A 14,780-nucleotide genomic window follows, 5' to 3' on the forward strand; every position below is an offset into this window, starting at 1 on the left:
CATGACCATCCACGCGCCGCTGGCGCCGCATCCCGACCGGCTGCTGCCGGCCGATCCCGGAACCCGCGCGATCGCGCGCGACCTGTATCGCTCGGTCAAGGATCTGCCGATCATCAGCCCGCATGGGCATACCGACCCGTCCTGGTTCGCGGAGAACCAGCCGTTCCCCGACCCGGCGACGTTGTTCATCGTGCCGGATCATTACATCTTCCGCCTGCTCTACAGCCAGGGCGTGCCGCTCGAGGATCTCGGCGTACCGCGCATCGACGGTGGCTGGACCGAGACGGACCCGCGGACAATCTGGCGGCGCTTCGCCGAGAATGTCCACCTGCTGCGGGGGACGCCGAGCCGGATGTGGCTGGATTTCGCGTTCCACGAGGTGCTGGGGCTAACCGAGCGGCTCTCCGCGGACAATGCCGACCGCCTTTACGACCAGATCGATGCGCAGCTGCAGCGACCGGAATTCCTGCCCCGCGCGCTGTTCGAGCGGTTCAACATCGAGGCGCTGGCGACGACCGAGAATCCGCTCGACGATCTGCGCCACCACAAGGCGATAGCGGCGAGCGGCTGGGGCGGCAAGGTGGTCACCGCCTTTCGCCCCGACAATGTCGTCGATCCCGAGCATCCAAGGTTCACGACGGACCTGCCCGAGCTGGGTCGGATCACGGGTCGCGATATCGGCAACTGGGACGGCTATCTCGCCAGCCTGCGCGATCGGCGACGCTATTTCATCGAGCATGGCGGTGCGACCTCGACCGACCACGGCCATCCCACCGCGCAGACCGAGAATCTGCCGCAGGAGGAGGCCGCTGCCTTGTATGGCCGGGTAATCGACGGGCAGGCGAGTGCCCGGGATGCCGAGCGTTTCCGCGGTCAGATGCTGACCGAGATGGCGCGGATGAGCATGACCGATGGCTTGGTGATGCAGATCCATCCCGGTGCGTTGCGCGGTCAGAACCCGGCGGTCAGCAACGCGTTCGGCGAGGCGAAGGGCGACGACTGGCCGTCGCGCACCGAATATGTCCAGGCGCTCAAGCCGCTGCTCAACGCGTTCGGGAACGAGCGTTCGCTGACGATCATCCTCTTCACGCTGGACGAGAGCAATTACGCGCGCGAGATCGCGCCGCTGGCGGGGCATTACCCGGCGCTGCGGATCGGTCCCGCCTGGTGGTTTCATGACAGCCCCGAAGGCATGCGCCGGTTCCGCGAGCAGGTGACCGAGACCGCGGGGTTCTACAACACCGTCGGTTTCAACGACGACACGCGTGCGTTCTTCTCGATTCCCGCGCGGCATGATCTCAGTCGGCGCATCGACTGCGGGTTCCTTGCGCGGCTGGTCGGGGAACATCGGCTGGAGCCCGACGAAGCCTTCGCGGTGGCGAAGTCCCTGGCGTATGATCTCGCCAAGGCGGCGTACCGGCTTTAGCCCGCCGGGGAACGGCGCGCGTCACGCGTCGACTTCGGCCGGCGCGCCGTTCACCCGGACATTTTCCAGCTTCAGCCCCGGGACGCCGTGCGCGATCAGCTTCGTGCGCTTGGGGTCGGTCAGCGTCACGTCGATATCGCGCAGCGTGAAGTTGGAGACCGCCGTCGTCGCGTTCCCGCTGATGTTGCCGAAGCCCCGCGTTGTCCCCTTCACATCCTCGATGACGATGTCGCGGATGATCGCGCCGGGGGACTTGGCGGGGACCTTGGTGCCGTGGGTGAGGCGGGCATTGACGATCAGGCCGATCGCGGGATCGTCCGCGCCGAAATTGGGTTTGCCGTAGCCGTAGAACACTTCGCCATTGTGCCAGTGGTTGTAGGGCGTGGGCGCCAGTGCGAGGCGGACGCCGCGGACGTGGAGCCGCTCATAGATCTGGCCGGGCGTGTCGGGGCGCACCTTGAAGCGGATCGTCGGGATGTCGCCGACATTGGTGATCCGCTCGACCTTGATATCGCGGACGAGCGTCGCGTTGCTGCCGAAGGTGATGCAGCCGAGACCGTGTTCGAAGATGCAGTCGTGCACGTGGATGCGCTCGACGGGTGGCGCGGCTGCATAGCCGGCGGCGCCCGGACCCTCGGTGCCCTTCAGCGCGATACAGTCGTCGTCGACCGAGAAGCGGCAACGGCGGATCGTCACGTCCTGGCAGCTGTCGATGTCGATCGCGTCGCTGCTCGGCGCGCGGATGACGTGCGGCACCTCGTAGCGGCAATCCTCCACCACGACGCGGCGGCAGCGGTACAAATGCAGGTTCCAGAACGCGGCGTCCTTGAACGTCACGCTGCTGACCAGCAGGTCGTCGCAATCCTGGATCCAGGCGATCTGCGGGAAGGCGTAGACCACTTTCACGGTGCCGACATGCTCCTCGGGCGCCTTGAAGAACATGCGCCAGAACGGCTCGCCATTGCCGTCGATCGTGCCGGGACCGACGATGCGCAGTCCGTGATTGGCGGTGGCGTTGACCAGCGCCATGCGCAGCGCCTCGGGATAGGCCTCGACGAAGCGGCGCAGGACGAGCGGGTAGTCGGCGAGGTGCGGCGAGCCTTTTAGCACGGCGCCTTTTTGAAGCTCCAGCCCGACGCCGGGTTGCAGGACGATGGATCCGCTGATGAATACCCCGGCGGGCACCACGATCATCCCGCCGCCGGCTGCGGCGCAGGCGTCGATCGCAGCCTGGATCGCGGCGGTGTTGAGCGTCTGTCCGTCGCCGCGGGCGCCGTGTCGGCGGATATCGACTCGCTGGCGGGGCGTGGCCAGGACCGGAAATGCCGGCAAGGCAGATAGCGCGGCTAGAGGCGCACCCTTCACGAATTCACGGCGTGATTGCGTCATGTCGGCTTCGCCCTCCCATCTCGCACTGATCTATCAGTGACGAATATTGATATTGTCACAATCTCTATTCTGTCTTACAGGTTTGTCCATCGGGAACTCGACAAATCGAGACAATAGGGAGGATGGTTCTGTGGGCAGATTGAATTCGCGCGCGATGGTATCGTTGGGGGCGCTGGCCGTCGGGCTGGCGATGGCAGTTCCCGCGCAGGCTCAGACGACGGCACCCGCCTCGGATAGCAATCCGGCGGGCACGGCGGCTACGCAAGCCACGCAGGACAGCGTCGATCCGGGCGTGCCGCAGGGCGGCGAGCAGGACATCATCGTCACCGGTTTCCGCCAGTCGCTGGACAATGCGCTGCTCATCAAGCGCCAGGAAGTCGGCGTGGTGGATACGATCCTGGCCGAGGACGTCGGCAAGTTCCCCGACCAGAATCTGGCGGAATCGATGCAGCGCGTTCCCGGCGTCGCGATCACGCGCGGAGACGGCGGCGAGGGCAAGACCATCTCGGTACGCGGCCTGGGCGCACAGTTCACGCGGGTCCGCCTGAACGGCATGGAGGGTGCCAGCTCGACCGGTTCGTCCGATATCCGATCGGGCTATGTCTCGTCGCGATCGTTCGATTTCAGCACCTTCGCCTCAGAACTGTTTAGTTCGCTGCAGGTGCGCAAGACCAGCCAGGCGGATGTCGAGGAAGGGTCGCTGGGCGCAACCGTCGACCTGCAGACGCCGCGGCCACTGAGCTACAAGGAGAACTTCACGTTCGCGGTAAGTGGGCAGGGGACGTATGACGACCTGCGCGACCGGTTCAGTCCGCGCGTGACCGGGTTGGTCGCGAAGAAGTTCCTCGACGATACGTTCGGGATCTCCGCCTCCGCGGCCTATACCCGCCGCTACACGCGCGAAGAGGGCTGGGCGGCGATCGATACGCTGCAGGGCAGCCTCAACCGCTTCTGCTCGCCCGCGGGCTTCGCACCGCAGAGTCCGGGCAACAGCGCGCTCAACGGGACGACGGCGGCCAATTGCTCGACCGGCAACCCGCGCCTGCCGAACACGACCGTGAACAACGCCAATTACGCGACGGTCGACAGCGCCACCACCTTCGTGCCGCGCAGCCCCCGGCTTATCCGGTCCGACCAGGATTATTCGCGCCTCGGGGCGACGCTGACGCTGCAGGCGCAGCCGACCGAGCATACCAAGCTTGCGCTGGACGGACTGTTCTCGCGCTATGACGTGACGCGCAGCGATCAGTCGATCACCGCCATCTCTTTCTCGCGCAACGCCGGCCAGCATGGCAGCGCCGAAACATCGGTCGTCGATGCGGTGCGCGATCCCAACGGGACGCTCGACTATGGCCTGTTCAACGGCGTCGATATCACCAACGATCTGACCTACACCAAATACACGACGACCTTCAGCCAGGTGAACGCATCCGCCTCGCAGGATTTCGGCGCGGTGAAGCTCGACGGCTTCGTCGGCATGTCGCGCACGCGGATCAACCGTCCGATCCGCACGCAGATCGGCATCTTCGCGAACAACGTGAACAATTTCTCGTTCGACTTCCGCGACAATGGCCGGTTCCCGGTCATCAACTGGGGCGCCGACGTCAACAACCCCGGCAATTTCGTGTTCGGTCCACCGTCCGCGGACGGCACCACCAACGGGACGCTGGCGATGGCGCGCGCGCGCGACGAGTTCAACAACACCAACGCCGAGTTGAACGCGGCCTGGGAGATCCTGCGCGGCGTCACGCTGCGCGCCGGTGGTCAATACCGCGACTCGCGGTACGAGACCTTCAGCACCAGCCGCGTGACGCAGAACCTGGCGCCGACGCTGCCCGCCGGCACGACGCTGGCGCAGATAACCAGCCCGTTGACCGGCTTCGGCGGCTCGCTTCCGGCCGATACGATCTCCGGATGGGCGGCGCCCGATTACGAGAAGCTCGATTCCGTCCTCGGCTTCACCAGCGAGACAGGCCTGTATGCGATGACGCCGACGACGTCGGCCAACCTCACAGAGACGATCAAGTCGGCGTACGGCATGATCGATTTCGACACCGACGAACTGCCGTTCCGGCTGCGCGGCAATATGGGCATGCGTTATGTCCATACCGACCAGGTCGGGCGGAACCTGCTCGCCAACCTGCCGACGCTCAAGCGCAGCTATGACGACTGGCTGCCGTCCGTAACGGTCACCGCCGATCTGAGCGACAATCTGATCTTCCGCGCGGCGGCCGCCAAGGTGATGGCGCGCGCGGAACTGTCGGACCTGCTGCCGGGCACCGTGTCGATCGCGGCGAACACGCGAACGCTGTCGACCAGCAATTTCCTGCTCGACCCGATCCGGGCGAAGACCGCGGACGTGAGCCTCGAATATTATTTCGGCAAGAGCGGGACGATCGCGATCGGCGCCTTCTACAAGGACATCGACAGCTTCATCCAGACGCTCCAGCGCAACATTCCCTACAGCGAGACCGGGCTGCCGATCTCCCTGCTAAACGGGGCACAGGGCATCGACGGCAGCACGATCTTCACCGTGTCCAACAAGACCAACACGCCCGGCGGGCCGTTGAAGGGCGTGGAGGTGAACGTCCAGGCCGGGCTCGACTTCCTGCCGGGTTTCCTGTCGAACCTCGGCGTGCTCGGCAGCTATACCTATGTGGATTCGAAGATCGTCTATTGCACCAACGCAACGTGTACCACGACGGTGCGCAACGACCTGATCAACCTTTCCAAGAACACGGTCAGCGGGACGCTGTATTACGAGGACAGCAAGTTCAGCGTCCGCGGCAGCGCGAATTATCGCGACGGGTTCCTGCTGCGCGTACCGTCGGGCCGTGCCGGCAGCGACGTTCAGGGCAACATCTCGTCGGTGTTCGTGGACGCGGCGATGTCCTATCAGGTGACGCCGCAGTTCCGCCTAACGCTGGAGGCGCAGAACCTGACCAACCAGGAACTCGGTTTCTACGTGGATTCGGTGCGGCATGACTCGCTGTACAGCTCGTACAGCGGTCGGAAGTTCACCGCCGGGTTCGGGTTCAAGTTCTAGAAATGGAAAGGCGGTGGCGACTATCGCCGCCGCCTTTTCGTCAGCTGCGCTACCGTGTGAACCGGTAGGTGCCCGATCCGACGGTGCAGCGGAGCAGCGCACCTTCGACGGCAAGATCCCGAATATCGGGGTTGTGGTTCAGGCGATGGCCGCCCTCGACCCAGCCGTCATCGGCCGGCAGTTCGATGTCGGCGACGGCGTTGGCCGGGACCGTCAGGGACAGCGACGACAGCCCGCGATCGTCGCCGTCGACGATCGTGGCGATCGTGCCGACGACCGAGTCATAGCGCGCTTCCACCCGGCCGACCTGCGGCAGCCAGTGCGGCCGAACCGCGATCCGGCGGAAACCGGGCGCCGCCGCGGCGATCCCCGCCAAACGGCGGTAAAAGAATCCGACCACCGCGCCGAAGGCATAGTGGTTGTAGCTGTTCATCGACAGGTCGCCGACATCGCCGTTCCACCTCTCCCACACCGTGGTCGCGCCGACCGATGGCATATAGCCCCAGGACGGGTAGCGGGTCTGCAGCAGCAGTCCGGCGACCTCGTCCCACCGGTCCGCATCCGCCAGCACGTCGAGTAGATAGGGCGTGCCGAGAAAGCCGGTGGAGAGCGTCATCCCGCGTCCGCGGATGTCGTCGGCGAGCAGCTGCGCGGCGGCATCCCGGCGTTCAGTCGGGACCAGATTCATGAACAGGGCGAGCACCTGGCTGGTCTGACTGCCATTTCCCGCACGACCGTCGGCATCGACCAGTTCCGTCGCGAACGCAGCGCCGATCGTTTCGCGAATGGCCGCGTAACGCGCGGCGTCTCCCGTACGGCCCGTCGCCTCGGCCATCTCGCGCATCAGTTGCGCGCACCAGGCCCAGTACGCGGTGGCGCAGAGGATGCGCGCCGTCGTCTCGTCGTCGGGCTTGATCGCATCGACCGACAGCCAGTCGCCGAGATCGAGCCCGCGCTCGTGGCGCCAGACGTGATCGGGGTTGTCGCGGGCGACGAACGCCATCCATCGCTCCATCGCGGCCCAGTTCTCGTCGATCGCGGCGGTGTCGCCATAACGCTGCCACAGGCCGTGCGGTAGGATGATGCCCGCTTCGCTCCATCCCGCGGTCACGACGTCGGGGAACGACAGGGGCTGCGGAACGACGATCGGATAGGCGCCGTCGGGTCGCTGCGCTGCGCGCGCCTCGAGCAGGAAGCGGCGGATGAAGGGATCGACGTCCATGTTGAACGCGGCGGCGTCGAGGAACACCTGGATGTCGCCCATCCAACCCATCCGCTCGTCGCGCTGCGGGCAGTCGGTGGGCACCGCGAAGAAGTTCGACCGCTGGCTCCATAGCGCGTTGGCCCAGATCCGCTGCAGCAGCGGGTGGGCAAGGGTCATTGTGCCGGTATCGCCACAGTCGCTGTGGACGACAATGCCCTGCACGTCGCCGGGCGAGGGCGTGCCCGGATACGCCTCCAGCTCGACGTAGCGAAAGCCGTGATAGGTGAAGCGTGGCTCCCACGTCTCGCCGTCGGGATCACCACGCAGCACGTATCGGTCCGTCGCCGTGGACAGGCGCAGATTGGCCTGGTCGACATGGCCGTTAGCATCGAGCAGTTCGGCGAAGCGCAGCGTGACGACGCCGCCCGCGTATCCCGCGACGCACAGGCGGACATGGCCGGAAAAATTCTGGCCGAAATCGGCGACGAACCGGCCGGGCGAAGGCTCGGTGATTGCTTGCGGGACCAGTGTCTGAAGCGGACGCAGCGGCGGTGAGACCTGCGCGATCAATGCGCCGTTGGGCGTCGCGCCGATCGGGGCGGCGCGCCAGCCGGTATCGTCGAAGCCGGGCCTGTCCCACCCCGCCGGCTCAAGCCGTGCGTCATGATGTTCGCCACCGTAGATATCGGACTTAAAGATGGCGCCGGTCGCCGACGTCCAGTCGGGCCCGCTGACGATCCATTCCGTGGTGCCGTCGGCGAGATCGAGCCGGAGTTGCGCAAGCATTCGGCGCGGGGCGGGGCCGAAGCCGTAGCGTTCCATCCGCCAGCCGAATGCGCCGGCGTAGAAGCCGTCGGCGACGGTGAAGCCCAGCACGTTCTCGCCCGCCACGAGCTGATCGGTGACGTCGTGGCATTGATAGAGGACATGGTCCTGCGCGACGCTGATCTCTGGCGCTAGCAGGCCATCGCCGATGCGCGTGCCGTTGATACGGGCCTCATACGCGCCGAGCGCGGTCGCGTAGAGCCGCGCGCCGACGATGGCTGATCGAGGGTTGAAGGCGTGACGGAGATGGACGGCGGGTTCGGGCGGGCGCGGGTCGCCGGCGGCCGCCGATCCCGAGCGCCCGGCCATCGGCCAGTCGGTGGTGTGGAACGCCGGGTCTGTCCACCCCTCGGGCGGGTCCGCGGTGACGCGCCATGCGCTGTCGCTGACTAGCCGGACCACGCTGCCGTCGCGTCGGTGCAGCCGCACCAGCGCCGCTACCGCGCCGCCGTCGACGGGGAAGAATCCCTCGGTGTCCGCCTCCGCGGCGATGCACAGGCTGTTGGCGCCGGGACGGACGGCGCCGTTGACCGGGATCAGCGTGCCCCAACCGAAGCTTGCCGGAAGTGTGGCCGCCTCGCCGTTGATCCACGCGCCGCGCAGATGATCCTTGGCGGTGACCATGACCTCCGCCGCGACCAGATCGTAGGGTGCGGTGAAGTCCAGCCGGAAGCCGTGGACGCCGGGGGCCAGCGGATCGGCCGCCCAGATCCACTGGAGCGCAGCGGCGCGATCGGCAGCGGCGTGCGGATCTTCCGCCTCGATCCACTGCGCGTGCCAATCGTCGGCGCAGAGTAGCCCGGTTTCGAACCAGGTGGACGCCGACCGGGCGCGGTTCCCGTGCGTGTCCGTGATCTCGACGTTCCACCAGACGCGCTGCATCGATCCGAGCGTCGGTGCGTCATAGGCGATGTCGAAACTGGCGGATCCGGTCCGCTCGCCGCTATCCCATAGCAGCGTCGTTTCGTGCAACGCCGCGGCGCTCGTCGCGGCACGCACGCGCCACGACGCCTGCGCGACACCGCGGCCATCGCCCTCGATCCGCCACGACAATCGCGGTCGCGGCGCCTCTATGCCGATCGGTGTACGGATATAGTCGGTGCGCAGATCGACAGCGGAGAGTTCGGTCATGACAGGATCCGTATCACGAGGGCGGTGCAGGCCGCCCCACGATCAGTAGGAGGAGAACAGCGCCTTGCGCGCCAGTTCGAGCGCGGTCACGGCGTCGTGGCGATCCTGCGCGGCCTGCATCGCCTCGAAGTCCAGCTTGTCGAGCGCACGCTCGATCAGCTTGAGGAAGCCGATCGCCGAATTGGCCACTGCCACCGGGTCCTCGCGGAACGGGAACTGGTCGAGTTGCCAGACGCCTTCCCACTTGTTCTTGCGCAGCGTGTAGAAGAATTCGAACAGCTCGATCGGGTGGACCGAGCCGGCGAGCATGTCGTCGTCCCAGCCGCGCAGATTGTCGTTCACGTCCATGCCGAACAGGCGGCCGTGGTCGATCGCGAGCTGCGCCGCATCCGCCGGACTCTCGCCGCCAAACAGCGAATGGCCGAAATCGAGCAGGATGCCGACATTGGGCGCTTTCATCTTTTCGATGCCGAGCAGCGTCCGCGCGACGCTGTCGTAGCTCATGTGCACGCGCGGCTCGCGCGGCTTGTATTCGATGACGAACTTCAGGTCCGGGTTCTGGTGCGCGAGCTCGGCGATGCCCTCGATACTGTGGCGCCACAGCTTGCCGTGATCGACCTGGAACGGATAGTCCCAGCCATCCTGCCCCGGCCAGAGCTTCACGTAATCGGCGCCGAAGCGACGCACCACCTTGGCGGCGTCGTTGACCATCTCGTTGGCGAGGCGACGGATACCGGGATCGGGGTTGGTGAACGCGCCCTTGGCGAACTGGCGCGTGTAGATTTCCGGGGTGATGCCGATCACCGAGAGGTTGTTGCGGCGCAGCGCCTCCTCGACCGTGTCGAGGGAGAGCGAGGGATCGGCGAACGGATAATTGAGGTCGACCACGGTCAGGTCCTCGACCGAGCCGGCCATGTCGATCATCTCGACCAGCGAGCGCGAGGGGCCATAGCCGTCCGTCGCGTAGCGATCGACATAGGTGGCGAAATGCCAAATGCCGGCACCGTATTTCTGTTGGCTGGCCATGCGCGTCCTCTCTTCTTTTAGGGCCGCGACCGCGATGCCACGGCGTCCGATACGCTATCGCTAGGCAGCGCTAATATCCTTGTCAACCTCACTGATATATCACATATTGCCGTCCAGAGATGGAGACGACGATGAACGAGGCGAGCATGGCGAACCGGTCGGCGGCATCGCGCGAGGACCGCGTGGCGCATGTGCGCGAGCGCGCGAACTGGATGCGGCAGCGACTGCTGCGGATGATCGTCGAGGCGGGCCAAGGTCATCCGGGCGGCGACCTGTCGGCGTCGGACATCATCGCGGCGCTGTATTTCGACGTGCTGCGGATCGATCCCGCGGCCCCCCGGGCGGCCGACCGCGATCGCTTCGTGCTCAGCAAGGGGCATTGCACCGGTGCGCTCTATTCGGCGTTGGCCGGCGCGGGCTTCTTCGCCGAGAGCGAGCTCGACACCTATCTGCAGCCGCGGTCGATGCTCAACGGCCATCCCAACCGCAACTATCTGCCGGGGGTCGAGACCAATACCGGGCCGCTCGGCCATGGGTTCCCGGTCGCCGTCGGCATCGCCGTCGCGGGGCAGATCGACCGGGCCGATTTCCGCGTCTTCGCGCTCACGGGCGACGGCGAGTTGCAGGAAGGCAGCATGTGGGAGGCGGCGATGTTCGCAGGCCACCGCGGGCTGGGCAATCTGACGGTGATCGTCGACCGCAACGGCCTGCAACAGGGCGCGCGCACCGAGGATACCAATGCGCTGGAGCCGCTCGCGGACAAGTGGCGGGCGTTCGGCTGGGATGTCGTCGGTATCGACGGCCACGACCACGGCGCGCTGCTCGACGCGTTCGACGCGTTCGACGCGTTCGACGCCGCCGCCGCACCACGCGCGAAACCACTGTGCATCATCGCCCGGACGTCGAAGGGCAGGGGGGTGAGCTTCATGCAGGATCAGGCCAAATGGCATCACGGCGTGCCGACCGGCGAGCAATATGCGCAGGCGCTCGCCGAACTCGAAGCGGAGCTGGCGGCATGAGCGCGCTGTTCGATTGTCGGGACGCGTTCGTGCAGACGCTGGAAGAGCTGGCGGCGCACGACGACCGGATCGTCGCGGTCGTCAACGATTCGGTCGGCTCGTCAAAGCTGGGCGCGTTTCGCGACCGCTTCCCCGATCGCCTGATCAATGTCGGCATCGCCGAGCAGAACATGGTCAGCGTCGGCGCAGGGCTCGCCAATGGCGGCAAGGTGCCGTTCGTCAGCGGCGCGGGATGCTTCCTGACGGCGCGCGCGATGGAGCAGATCAAGGTCGATTGCGGCTATAGCCAAGCGAACGTGAAGCTGTGCGGCATCTCGTCGGGCGTCGCCTATGGCGAACTGGGCGCGACGCATCACAGCATCGAGGACGTCGCCTGGCTGCGCGCGATCGACAAGCTGACGGTGATCGTCCCCGCCGACCCCTGGCAGACCGCCGAAGCCGTCAAGGCGGCGGTGGCGCATGACGGACCCGTATACCTGCGGTTGAGCCGGATGCCGGTCCCCGCGCTCGACCGCACCGACGCGCGCTTCGAGATCGGTAAAGCCGAACTGCTGCGTGGCGGCGGGGACGTGGCGATCATCGCCACGGGCACACTCGTGCACCATGCGCTGGCCGCGGCCGAAGCGCTGGCCGCTGAGGGTGTCGCGGCGCAGGTCGTCAACATGGCCACGGTCTCGCCGATCGACGAAGCCGCGATCTTGCGTGCGGCGCAGACGGGAGCGATCGTCACTGCGGAGGAGGGGCTCGCGCATGGCGGGCTCGGCGGCGCGGTGGCAGAAGTCTGTGCGCGGCATGCGCCGGTGCGGATGCGGATGCTGGGCTTTCCCGGGTTCCTGCCGACCGGATCGGCGGCGTGGCTGATGAAGGAATACGGCCTGTCGGCGGACGGCATCGCCGCGGCGGCGCGTGAATTGCTGTCCGGGCGAGGCTGATGTCGCCGCTGATCCTGGCGATCGACCAGGGCACCAGCAACACCAAGGTCCTGCTGGTCGACGCGGATACCGGCGCGGTCGTCGCGCACGCGTCGCGCGCCATGCAGGTGTCGCACCCGCATCCCGGCTGGGCGGAACAGTCCGCGACCGACATCTGGGCAGCGGTGCAACACGGGATTGCCGCGGTGCTTGCCACGACCCCTGGTGCGAAGGTGGCAGCGGTCGCCATCTCGAACCAGCGCGAGACGATCGTCTTGTGGGACGCGGTCACCGGCGAGCCGGTGGCGCCGGCGCCGATCTGGCAGTGCCGACGAACCAGCGCGCGGTGCGAGGCATTGCGCGTCGCGGGCCATGCCGACGCCGTAGGGGCGATCAGCGGACTCGGGCTCGATCCGCTGTTCCCGGCGGCGAAGATCGCCTGGCTGCTCGACGAGGTGCCAGGCGCCCGCGACCGCGCCATGCGGGGCGAGCTGCGCTGTGGCACGATCGACAGCTGGTTGTTGTGGAAGCTGACCGACGGTCACGTCCACGCCACCGATGCGAGCAATGCCAGCCGTACGCAGCTGCTCGGTCTCGAGACGCTGAACTGGGACACGCGGCTGGCGAGCATCTTCGCGGTGCCGCCGACGCTGTTGCCCGACGTGCGATCGTCCGATTCGCTTTTCGGATCGGTCGCCGTCGGCGTCTCGGCCTTGTCCGCCGGCGTCCCGGTCCATGCGATGCTCGGCGACAGCCACGCGGCGCTATATGGCCACGGCATCCGCGCGCCGGGACGCGCCAAGGTGACGATCGGGACCGGCAGTTCGGTGATGACGCCGACCGCGATGCGCGTGCGCTCGCGGCATGGCCTGTCGGAAACGATCGCCTGGAGCCGTGGCGGCGAGGTGCTCTACGCGCTGGAAGGAAACATCTCGGTGTCGGGGCAGGCGGCGGCGTTCGCCGCGCAACTGCTCGGCGTCGCCGACGAAACGGCGTTGACCGCCTTGGCGAGCAGCGTCGAGACCAGCGGGGGCGTGGTGTTCGTGCCCGCGCTGGCGGGGCTCGGTGCGCCGCATTGGCGTAGCCAAGCGCGCGGGATCATCGCGGGCATGTCGCTAGGCACCCGGCCGGCGCATGTCGCGCGCGCCACACTCGAGGCGATCGCGTTGCAGATCGGCGATGTGCTGAATGCGATGGAGGCCGACCTGGGCGTCGCGGTGCCGGAGGTATCCGTCGATGGCGGGGCAACGTGCAATGCGGTGCTGATGCAGATGCTGGCCGACCTGACCGGGCGCACGGTGCTGCGGCCGGCGATGGTCGAGGCGAGCGCGCTGGGCGCGGCGCGGATGGCGGCCGATGCGCTCGGCTTTCCGACGTGGCCCGGCGGGACTCAGGACCGGTTCTCGCCGTCGCTGCCGGCCGCCGCCGCGCAGGAGATCCGCGCGGGCTGGCACGACGCCATCGCCCGCGCGTCCGCCTAGGCGTCGGCGCGCTCGGCGGCGATCTCCTCGAGCGACTTGCCCTCGTTGCGCGGTGCGCCGAGGAATCCGATCAGGCCGCTGAGGAACAGGAAACCGGTCAGGATCCACGCCAGCGTCGTAAATCCGGTCGCGGTCAGCGCCGGTACGAAGAAGCTGAAGACGCCCAGCGTCACGCGGACGACCGCGAACATCACGCCCTGCGCGGTAGAGCGCAACAGCGTGGGGAACATCTCCGCGCTCCACAGCTGGAAGAAGCTCTGCGCACCGAAGCCCTGGCCGAACGACATCAGGAACACGTGGAGCAGCGCCAGTGGCAGGGTCATCGGGAACAGCGCCAGCAGCGACATGCCGATTACCTGGATCACGGCGGACGCAAGGAACAGCTTCCGCTGGTTCACGCGGTCGGCAAGACGCATGAAGACGAACGCGATCGAGGCCATACCGATCAGGAAGCTGAGGCACTGGACTGCGACGGCGGTCGCCTGCGTCTGGTTGCCGACGGTGCGCAGGATGTACGGGAAGAAGAAGCCGTTGACCCCGGCCCACAGGTTCCAGAACACGTACATGCCAGCCAGGAACGCCATCGAGCGCAGATGTTGCCGGGTGAACAGGTCGCGCAGGCGGGCGCGCGGCTTGGGTTGCTCCGTGGTGCCCTGTGCCTCCAGCCAGCGTTCCGATTCATGCATTTTCGCGCGCAGGAAGGTCAGCGCGACGGCGAGGATCGCAAGGTGGGCGAAGACGATGCGCGCGCCGAGCAGCCCGAGTGGCGACAAGATCAGGAACATCAGCAGGACCACCGTCGGCCCGAGATACCAGAGCACCTGCGCGACGCCGCTATGCTTGCCGCGCGCGTCGTCCGGCGCCTGCTCCGCGATCAGCGACCAGGATGCGGGGATGTCCGCGCCTACCGCGAGCCCGACCAGGAAGAAGCCGATCACGACCATCCAGGCGTTGATCGCGAACACGAGCCACAGCATGCCGAAAGCGTAGAACAGCATGTCGTACTGGTAGATCTTCTTGCGACCGAGCAGGTCGCACAGGCGGCCGCCGATCAGTGCGCCGATGCCCGCCGAGATGGCGTTTGGGCCGAACGCGCCGAGGATGCCGACCAGGTTGTTGCTCAGCTTGTAGGCCTCGACCCACAGCGCCAGCGCCGCCGAGCCCGCGACGATCGACCCGGCGTCGATATAATTGGCGAGCCCTGCGAGAATGGTGTTCTTCCAGGGGGAGGCATCGCCGTCCGGTTTCTCGTGCAGCGTGGCGGGGGTGGTCGTCATCAAGTCCTCTCCGAGCGCGATGGCGCCTCATTGTGATATCTCACC

The 14,780-nt window shown here is 66.8% G+C and carries 9 protein-coding genes; 5 read left to right on the top strand and 4 right to left on the bottom strand.

Features of this window, described 5'->3' with window-relative positions; all coding sequences use genetic code 11:
- Nucleotide 1 precedes the first annotated feature (1 nt).
- Entirely contained in the window at nt 2-1,426 is a 1,425-nt protein-coding gene (gene uxaC / locus U1701_RS09085; RefSeq protein WP_332782231.1) for a glucuronate isomerase, read from the top strand.
- A 21-nt stretch (nt 1,427-1,447) separates the two neighbouring features.
- Here uxaC and U1701_RS09090 read toward each other — a convergent pair whose 3' ends face one another.
- Nucleotides 1,448-2,815 carry a glycoside hydrolase family 28 protein gene (locus U1701_RS09090; RefSeq protein WP_332782232.1) on the bottom strand — a complete coding sequence of 456 codons (1,368 nt, stop codon included), beginning with the start codon at nt 2,813-2,815 and terminating at the stop codon, nt 1,448-1,450.
- Nucleotides 2,816-2,945: 130 nt separating this feature from the next.
- On the opposite strand from U1701_RS09090, the gene U1701_RS09095 reads away from it, so the two are divergent.
- The gene (locus U1701_RS09095; protein ID WP_332782233.1) at nt 2,946-5,861 is read left to right on the top strand and encodes a TonB-dependent receptor; all 2,916 of its coding nucleotides are present in this window, start codon (nt 2,946-2,948) and stop codon (nt 5,859-5,861) included.
- A gap of 49 nt (nt 5,862-5,910) precedes the next feature.
- Here the strand turns inward: U1701_RS09095 and U1701_RS09100 are convergent, their stop codons facing one another.
- Both U1701_RS09100 and U1701_RS09105 read right to left on the bottom strand, forming a co-directional pair.
- Entirely contained in the window at nt 5,911-9,021 is a 3,111-nt protein-coding gene (locus U1701_RS09100) for an alpha-L-rhamnosidase (protein WP_332782234.1), read from the bottom strand.
- Nucleotides 9,022-9,063: 42 nt separating this feature from the next.
- A complete protein-coding gene (locus U1701_RS09105) occupies nt 9,064-10,047 on the bottom strand; it encodes a sugar phosphate isomerase/epimerase family protein (RefSeq protein WP_332782235.1) in 984 nt (327 codons plus the stop codon).
- A gap of 131 nt (nt 10,048-10,178) precedes the next feature.
- On the opposite strand from U1701_RS09105, the gene U1701_RS09110 reads away from it, so the two are divergent.
- The 3 genes from U1701_RS09110 to U1701_RS09120 are packed head-to-tail and all read left to right on the top strand — an operon-like array spanning nt 10,179 to nt 13,458.
- A complete protein-coding gene (locus U1701_RS09110) occupies nt 10,179-11,066 on the top strand; it encodes a transketolase (protein WP_332782236.1) in 888 nt (295 codons plus the stop codon).
- Nucleotides 11,063-11,998: a transketolase family protein gene (locus U1701_RS09115; RefSeq protein ID WP_332782237.1), complete on the top strand. Its 936-nt coding sequence runs from the start codon at nt 11,063-11,065 to the stop codon at nt 11,996-11,998. Before U1701_RS09110 ends, U1701_RS09115 begins: the two co-directional genes overlap by 4 nt.
- A complete protein-coding gene (locus U1701_RS09120; protein WP_332782238.1) occupies nt 11,998-13,458 on the top strand; it encodes an FGGY family carbohydrate kinase in 1,461 nt (486 codons plus the stop codon). Before U1701_RS09115 ends, U1701_RS09120 begins: the two co-directional genes overlap by 1 nt.
- On the opposite strand, the gene U1701_RS09125 is transcribed toward U1701_RS09120, so the two are convergent.
- On the bottom strand, nt 13,455-14,735 hold the full coding sequence (locus U1701_RS09125; RefSeq protein WP_332782239.1) for an MFS transporter: 1,281 nt from the start codon (nt 14,733-14,735) through the stop codon (nt 13,455-13,457). The genes U1701_RS09120 and U1701_RS09125 overlap by 4 nt on opposite strands.
- Nucleotides 14,736-14,780: the final 45 nt, after the last annotated feature.

The sequence above is a fragment of the Sphingomonas rhamnosi genome (assembly GCF_036663615.1).
Taxonomy (GTDB): Bacteria; Pseudomonadota; Alphaproteobacteria; order Sphingomonadales; family Sphingomonadaceae; genus Sphingomonas.

Bases quoted from the DNA above. Each gene is read 5' to 3' on its own strand.
- U1701_RS09115 (WP_332782237.1), top strand. From the start codon at position 11,063: ATGAGCGCGCTGTTCGATTGTCGGGACGCGTTCGTGCAGACGCTGGAA.
- U1701_RS09110 (WP_332782236.1), top strand. From the start codon at position 10,179: ATGAACGAGGCGAGCATGGCGAACCGGTCGGCGGCATCGCGCGAGGAC.
- U1701_RS09105 (WP_332782235.1), bottom strand. From the start codon at position 10,047: ATGGCCAGCCAACAGAAATACGGTGCCGGCATTTGGCATTTCGCCACC.
- U1701_RS09120 (WP_332782238.1), top strand. From the start codon at position 11,998: ATGTCGCCGCTGATCCTGGCGATCGACCAGGGCACCAGCAACACCAAG.
- U1701_RS09100 (WP_332782234.1), bottom strand. From the start codon at position 9,021: ATGACCGAACTCTCCGCTGTCGATCTGCGCACCGACTATATCCGTACA.
- uxaC (WP_332782231.1), top strand. From the start codon at position 2: ATGACCATCCACGCGCCGCTGGCGCCGCATCCCGACCGGCTGCTGCCG.
- U1701_RS09090 (WP_332782232.1), bottom strand. From the start codon at position 2,815: ATGACGCAATCACGCCGTGAATTCGTGAAGGGTGCGCCTCTAGCCGCG.
- U1701_RS09125 (WP_332782239.1), bottom strand. From the start codon at position 14,735: ATGACGACCACCCCCGCCACGCTGCACGAGAAACCGGACGGCGATGCC.